The following is a 7458-nucleotide window of genomic DNA, read 5'->3' on the forward strand; positions in this document are numbered from 1 at the left end:
CGTCGAAACCGATGATCGTGACGGACAAGCCAAATCCGTGCGGATGGTGCGCGTCGGAGGGCGCCTGGAACAAGCCGGGCCCGAATAGTCATCGTCAGGCTTGCTCTGTCGGGCGCAATGCGTGACACTGCATGTCATCAGGCGCTTGGGCCCGGGTTCGGACAGAATACCACGAATGAATTTCCTTTCACTGACAGACACAGGAAGCGCAGTTCTGGCGCTGGTCATCGTTGCGGGCATGTTCATCATGTTCCTGCGCGAGGTTTATCCGACCGAAGTCGTGGCCATTGGCGGTGTCTCACTGATGCTTGTAACTGGCATTCTGCCCTATCAGAGTGCGCTTGCAGTTCTGTCCAACCCGGCACCCTGGACGATTGCCGCGATGTTCATCATCATGGGGGCTTTGGTGCGGACCGGAGCCCTGGACTCGTTCACCTCGACCGCGCAAAAGCAAGCTCAGGTGAACCCGCGTATTGCTATCGCATTGCTCATGGGGTTTGTCGTGCTGGCCTCGGCGGTGGTTTCGAATACGCCAGTGGTCGTGGTAATGATACCGGTCTTTGTGCAAATCGCCCGCACCCTAAATGTTCCCGCGTCCAAATTGCTGATTCCGCTGAGTTATGCGGCCATTCTGGGCGGCACGCTGACATTGATCGGCACATCCACCAACCTGCTGGTGGATGGTGTGGCCCGCGCGCAGGGGATGAAACCCTTTACGATTTTCGAAGTCACGCCGCTGGGGATCGCGCTGGTGATCTACGGCATGATCTATTTGCGGTTCATCGCGCCCAAACTGTTGCCCGAGCGGGACAGCATGGCGTCGCTGCTCAGTGATCGGTCCAAGATGAAGTTCTTTACCGAGGCCGTCATTCCGCCGGACAGCAACCTGATCGGGCGCGAAGTGACCGGCGTGCAGTTGTTCAAACGCCCCGGCGTGCGTCTGATCGACGTGGTTCGCGGGGATGAATCACTGCGGCGCAATTTGAAAGGCGTTGAGCTAAGGGTCGGCGACCGTGTGGTTTTACGGACCGAGATGACCGAGTTATTGAGTTTGCAAAGCAACAAGGAACTCAAACGCGTGGATCAGGTATCCGCCGTTGAAACCAAGACGGTTGAGGTGCTGATCACGCCCGGATGCCGTCTGGTGGGGCGGACTCTTGGGATGATGCGGCTTCGGCGTCGTTATGGCGTTTACGTGTTGGCGGTGCACCGCCGCAACCAGAATATCGGCCGTCAGCTGGATGACTTGGTGGTCAGGGTTGGGGATACGTTGCTTTTGGAAGGTGCCCCGGCGGATATCCGGCGGCTGGCGGCGGAAATGGACATGGTGGACGTCACCCAGCCGTCGGCTCGTGCCTTCCGTCGCAGCCATGCACCGATTGCGATTGGGGCTCTTGTAGGGATTGTTGCCCTCGCCGCGCTGGGCATTGCGCCTATCCTGTTGTTGTCGATTGTGGCCTGCGCCGTGGTTCTGCTGACCCGCTGTATCGATGCGGATGAGGCGTTTTCATTTGTGGAAGGTCGCCTGTTGGCGTTGATCTTCGCGATGCTGGGCATAGGGGCTGCGCTGGACAGCTCGGGCGCGGTTTCTCTGATCGTCGAGGCCGTTGCGCCGGGGCTCAGCGTCTTGCCGCCATTCCTGATTATCTGGGCGATTTACCTGCTGACCTCGGTGCTGACCGAACTGGTTTCCAACAATGCCGTGGCGGTTGTTGTCACCCCGATCGCCATCGGTCTGGCACAGGCGGTCGGAATAGACCCGCGTCCGCTGGTCGTCGCGGTCATGGTGGCGGCCTCGGCATCTTTTGCTACTCCGATCGGATACCAGACGAACATGATGGTCTATGGCCCCGGAGGCTACAGGTTCACCGACTTCATGAAAGTGGGCGTGCCGCTGAACCTGACGGTCGGATTGTTGGCGTCCCTGCTGATCCCGTTGATCTGGCCGATATAATATCGGCACGGATTTGCCGCTTTGTCCGCGGCGTACTTGTAAATGTCGGATGAACAGCAATCATTTGTAGACGTATTGCTTTAAGGGGTACTGCCATGCTGACACTCGGCCGCTCCACGTTTCCTGCTGTTGCGTTCGCCACCATTTTGAGCGGCGCATCGCTTGCCGGAACCGTCGAAGGAACTGCAACCTACCGAGAGCGTATTGCGCTCTCGCCTGACACGACCTTGTTCGTCGAGCTTCAGGATATCTCATTGGCGGATGCGCCGGCCGAAACGCTTGCCGCGCAGAGATATGCTCTGAACGCTGTTCCGGCGCAGTTCGAACTGACCTACGATGATGCATTGATTCAGGACGGGCACAGATATGCCGTGCGTGCTTCGGTCATGCAGGGGCAAAAGCTGTTGTTCATCACCGATACTGTTTATCCGGTTCTGACACATGGGGCCGAGAATTCTGCTGACCTGCTGATGATACAGGTGCAACACCAAGGTGCCGTGATGCTGGAAAACACCGAATGGGTCGCTTCGGGCCTCAATGGTGCGTCTGTCGAAACAGAGAAACGACCTGAACTTATTTTCGGGCAGGGCGGGGCATTTTCAGGCAGCGGCGGTTGCAACCGGTTCAGTGGTCAGGCCGAGATTTCCGCCAATCGGATCGAATTCCCGGACAATATGGCTGCAACGCTTATGGCGTGCCCACCCCCGCTGGACGAGGTCGAGCGGCAGTTTCTGAAGGCGATGCAAACTGTCACGACCTTCGCGATGCAAGGCAACGCGCTGGCCTTGCTGGATGCTCAGGGTGAGCCGGTGATCAAAATGATGCGCAAATAAAAATGCGGGGCTGTCATGCGATGGCCCTCGATCGCCCGGCGTTGCGACCCGAAAAGATGCAACCGCCCAGGAAAGTTCCCTCCAACGCGTTGTAGCCGTGATAGCCACCGCCACCGAAACCGGCGACTTCACCGGCTGCGAACAGGCCCGGCACAACCTGACCATCGGCGCCGATCATCTGACTGTCCAGATTGGTCTGCAAACCGCCCAGCGTCTTACGGGTCAGCACATGCAGCTTGACCGCGATCAGCGGGCCGTTCTTGGGGTCCAGGAACTTGTGCGGTTTGGCGGTGCGGATCAGCTTGTCGCCGCGATAGTTACGCGCCGCCAGGATCGCCATCATCTGCGCATCTTTTGAGAACGGATTGTCAACCTGTGAATCCCGCGCTTCGATCTGGGCGCGCAGATGCGCCTCGTCGATCAGACCTTCGCCCAGATGGTTCATGCCGCTCACCAGTTCGGTCAGCGTGTTGGCGACGACGAAATCCTCGCCCTTTTCCTTGAACGCCTCGACCGGGCCGGTGGCTTTCGACCCCGACAGGATGCGCTGCCGGATCACTTCCTTCCAGCTGCCTGATGTGAAATCGGGGTTCTGCTCCGATCCGGACAGGGCGAATTCTTTCTTGATGACCTTCTGTGTCAGGACGAACCAGCTGTATTCATAGCCGGTGTTCAGGATTTCGCGCAGGGTGCCCAGCGTGTCGAACCCGGGCAGGCAGGGGGGCTGCAACCGGTTTCCGCGCGCGTCGAACCACATCGAGCTGGGGCCAGGCAGGATGCGGATGCCATGGGCGGGCCAGATCGGATCCCAGTTGCGCACGCCTTCGGTGTAATGCCACATACGGTCGCCGTTGATGACATGGCCACCGGCCTTTTCGCTGATGGCGATCATCCGACCATCCACATGGAAGGGCACACCCGCCACCATGTCCTTGGGTGGTTCGCCCAGGCGGTCGCGGGGCCAATTCTGGCGCACCATTTCGAAATTGCCACCGATCCCGCCCGAGGTGACGATGACGGATGGTGCATAGACCTCGAACTCGCCCACCTCGTCACGGTTGGTCTTGCCGCCGCGCGGGGCCGCGTCATCGGCCAGAACCTCGCCCGAGACGCCCTTGGCCTCGCCGTTCTGCATGATGATATGGCTGACCTGATGGCGGAACTTCAGTTGGATCAGGCCGGTGCTGACATGGTCGCGGACCCGGCGGATGAAGTGTTCCAGCACGCCGGGTCCGGTGCCCCAGGTGATGTGAAAGCGCGGGACGGAATTGCCATGCCCGTTTGCATAAGACCCGCCACGTTCAGCCCAGCCCACGACCGGAAACCAGCGCAGGCCCATGTCATGCAGCCAGGGGCGCATTTCACCGGCGGCGAACTCGATATAGGCCTCGGCCCATTTGCGGGGCCAGATGTCTTCTTCGCGGTCAAACTGTGCGCTTCCCATCCAGTCGCGCAACGCCAGATCGTGGCTGTCGCGGATACCCATGCGGCGTTGTTCCGGCGTGTCGACCATGAACAGGCCACCCAGGCTCCAGAAGGCCTGACCGCCCAGAAAACCTTCTGGTTCCTGATCGAGTATGATTACCGTTTTGCCTCGGTCGCCCAGTTCGGCGGCGGCGGCCAATCCGGCCAGACCAGAACCGATTACGATCGCATCAGCAGTGTTGTTTGTCATAACGGTCCTTTCAGCGCCTGCGGAACCAGACAAGAAACGGCAGAACCACGGCGTACATCGTAATGCCATAAACCGCCGAGGGCAGGGCCAGCGGGCTGAACCCGCTTTCGGTATTCGTGATCAGCGCCGCCAGTGTAATGCCCAGCGTGGAGTTTTGAATTCCGGTTTCGATCGAGATCGTCTTGCATTCATTCCAGGACAGGTTTGATATCCGCGCAAGCCCCAGCCCGATGAACAGCAGGGCGATGTTCAAAGAAATCAAGCCTGCGCCCATGATACCGAGATTGTCGACGAACAATTGCCAGTTCCCGGCCAGTGCCGCGGCAACGATCAGCACGAACAAAACCGTCGCGAGCGTCGACAACCCCGGCTCCACACGGTTTGCAAACCCTGTTGCAAAGTTGCGAATTCCGACCCCGATGGCCACGGGAAGCGTTGTTATCAGAAACAATGCAACAGCCAGCCCGGTGATCGAAACCTCGGGGGCTTCGTCGCCCATAAAGTGCCGGATTGACCACGCGGCCAGTATTGGCACGGTCACCATCGACAAAAGGCTGATCACGGCGGTCAGGCTGACCGAAAGCGCGACATCGGCTTTGGCGAGCTTGGAGAGGATGTTGCTGGTTACGCCGCCCGGGCAAAAACTGAGCAGCATGAAACCAACCGCGATCTCGGGGGGCAAAGCAAAGATTGTGACCGTCACAAAAGCCGCGACCGGCAAGAGAACAATCTGGCTTACCGCCCCGATGGCAAAGGCGCGTCGTCGGCTCAGCACACGGCGGAAGTCTGCCACCTCCAGCCCGATGCCCAGAGACAACATGATAATGGCAAGCGACACCGGCAGGCCGACATTCAAAAGCAAATCCAAGGACAACTCCTCCCAAAGTTGCGTCAGATCAGCCTATGCGAGGGGGCAAGGCGCAGGCAACCGCGCCGTTGGGTCATTCGTATCGCCGGACGAACCCGCGCAGGATCTCGCCCGGCTGTGTGACATCGGCCGAATGGCAGTGGTCGATCAGTTTTTGCGCGTCTTCAGGCGGGAAATAGCCGTGGTTCTTGTAGATATTGATGCGCTGTTCAAAATCCCTGGCGTCGGCTTCGGGGTGGAACTGCGTGGCATATACGTTCTGCCCCCAACGGATCATCTGGAACGGGCAGGGGTCTGACGCGACAAGATGCACGCATCCCTTGGGCAGAGCCTGAACCGCTTCCTTGTGGCCAACGAAAGCGTCGAAGGTGGGTTCCAACCCGGCGGTCAAGGGGTCCTGCCGCCCTTCCGGGGTCAAATGGCACATGGATGGTCCGACGGGTTCGCCATACCGGGCCTTGCTGACGTCGCCGCCCAGATACGCCGCCAGAATGCCAAGGCCATAGCAGCAGCCCATGAACGGGTGATCCTGTGCGATGATCTGCGGCATCAACCCCATGATCGCAGCCTCGATCCGGGCATCCAACGGGGATTTGGTCCCCGGATCGTCACTGACGCATCCCGGTCCGCCGCCTACGATGACACCGGCATAGTCGGTGACATTCAACCCTTCAGGCAGGTCGTCGCAATCCAAACGGATGCGACGTGTCTGTTCGCGAGACAACCCGCTCCGGTTCAGGATCGAGGCATATTCGGCATCGGAAGCATCTGTTTCGGGGCGCAGTTGCAGGATCAAAAAGGGTTTCATGCGCAGCCTTTATCCGTCATAGCGGCCAGAATACAAGAATGGCGGGAACAGAAACGGCTATGATCAGCACTTCCAGCGGCAATCCCATGCGCCAGTAATCTCCGAATCGATAGCCGCCGGGCCCCAGAACCAGCGTATTGTTCTTGTGCCCGATGGGGGTCAGGAACGCAGCCGAGGCCGCAACGGCCACGGTCATCAGGAACGGGTCGGGTGACACCTCGAGCGAGCGTGCCATTTGTATCCCGACCGGCGCGGCGACAATGGCGGTGGCGGTGTTGTTCAACACGTCCGACAGAGTCATCGTGACAACCATCAATACGGTCAGAATGGCCCAGGCGGGCAGACCATCGGTCAGCTGGATCAGGGCGTTTGCGATCAGTTCGGTGCCGCCCGAGGTCTCCAAAGCACTGCCCAGAGGGATCATAGACCCCAGCAGTACGACCACCGGCCATTCGATGTTATTGTAAATGTCGGTGATCGGCATGATCTTGGTCAGAACATAAGCAATCACGACCAGCCCCAAAGCAATGGGAAGATAGATCAACCCGATACTTGCGGCCAAAACAGCGGCGGCAAACAGACCGATGGCCAACCCTGCCTTGTCGTTTGCAGTAACGTTCAGCCCGCGTCCGGCAAGGGGCAGGCAACCCAGCCATTCTGTAACATCCGCAGCGCGGTCGCGGGGGCAGAGCAGCAGCAGAATATCGCCCGGTTCCACCTCGGTCTTGCGGACCTGCTGGGTGATACTGCGCCCCTGGCGTGAGATACCCATCAGAACGGTACTTTGCCGCCAGGCCAGCCCAAGCCCTTGTGCCGTGCGACCTGTGATCCGCGCGCTTTCCGGCACAACGACTTCGATCACTTCCAGCCCGTCACCCTCGGCCGTCAGCAACTCCTGCCGGCGCGTGTCCGAGAAGTCGAGATTGAGCGCTGCGCGAAACTCGTCCAGCGCCTCGGGTCGGGCTTCCAGAACCAGCGCGTCACCTTCTTGCAAAACGGCGTGCGCCGACCGGCCATAGCGACGCTTGCCATCCCGGATCAAACCGATGATGGCCACGTCCGATTTCTCGGCCACCTCATAAAGCTCGCTGACCCGTTTGCCGATATGGGCGGATTCCGGGGGAACGGTCAGCTCGGCGATGTATTCGGCCAGTGTTTCCGATGTCTCAGCCTGCGGCCCGCGATTCGGGATCAGGCGCCAGCCTACCAGTGCGACAAAAGCAAGGCCGGCGATTGCGGCCAGCCCACCGACCGGGGCGAAATCGAACATGTGAAACGGCTCGCCCAGTGTTTCGGCCCGGATCGACGCGATGATGATGT

6 protein-coding genes are annotated in these 7458 nt (G+C 59.7%); 2 read left to right on the forward strand and 4 right to left on the reverse strand.

Annotated features, from left to right (window positions below; all coding sequences use genetic code 11):
* Positions 1-175: 175 nt before the first annotated feature.
* Entirely contained in the window at positions 176-1954 is a 1779-nt protein-coding gene (locus AC2FNN_RS20715) for an SLC13 family permease (RefSeq protein WP_496760312.1), read from the forward strand.
* Positions 1955-2049: 95 nt separating this feature from the next.
* Entirely contained in the window at positions 2050-2787 is a 738-nt protein-coding gene (locus AC2FNN_RS20720; protein WP_496760313.1) for a YbaY family lipoprotein, read from the forward strand.
* A gap of 13 nt (positions 2788-2800) precedes the next feature.
* Here AC2FNN_RS20720 and AC2FNN_RS20725 read toward each other — a convergent pair whose 3' ends face one another.
* The 4 genes from AC2FNN_RS20725 to AC2FNN_RS20740 form a co-directional block, all read right to left on the reverse strand.
* On the reverse strand, positions 2801-4462 hold the full coding sequence (locus AC2FNN_RS20725) for an FAD-binding dehydrogenase (protein ID WP_496760314.1): 1662 nt from the start codon (positions 4460-4462) through the stop codon (positions 2801-2803).
* A 10-nt stretch (positions 4463-4472) separates the two neighbouring features.
* A complete protein-coding gene (locus AC2FNN_RS20730) occupies positions 4473-5330 on the reverse strand; it encodes a bile acid:sodium symporter family protein (protein WP_496760315.1) in 858 nt (285 codons plus the stop codon).
* Between the two features lie 73 nt (positions 5331-5403).
* Positions 5404-6138 carry a glutamine amidotransferase gene (locus AC2FNN_RS20735; protein ID WP_496760316.1) on the reverse strand — a complete coding sequence of 245 codons (735 nt, stop codon included), beginning with the start codon at positions 6136-6138 and terminating at the stop codon, positions 5404-5406.
* 16 nt (positions 6139-6154) lie between these two features.
* On the reverse strand, positions 6155-7458 hold a 1304-nt coding region (locus AC2FNN_RS20740; RefSeq protein ID WP_496760317.1), incomplete at its 5' end, for an SLC13 family permease.

Source organism: Ruegeria sp. BHSA118, assembly GCF_059613405.1.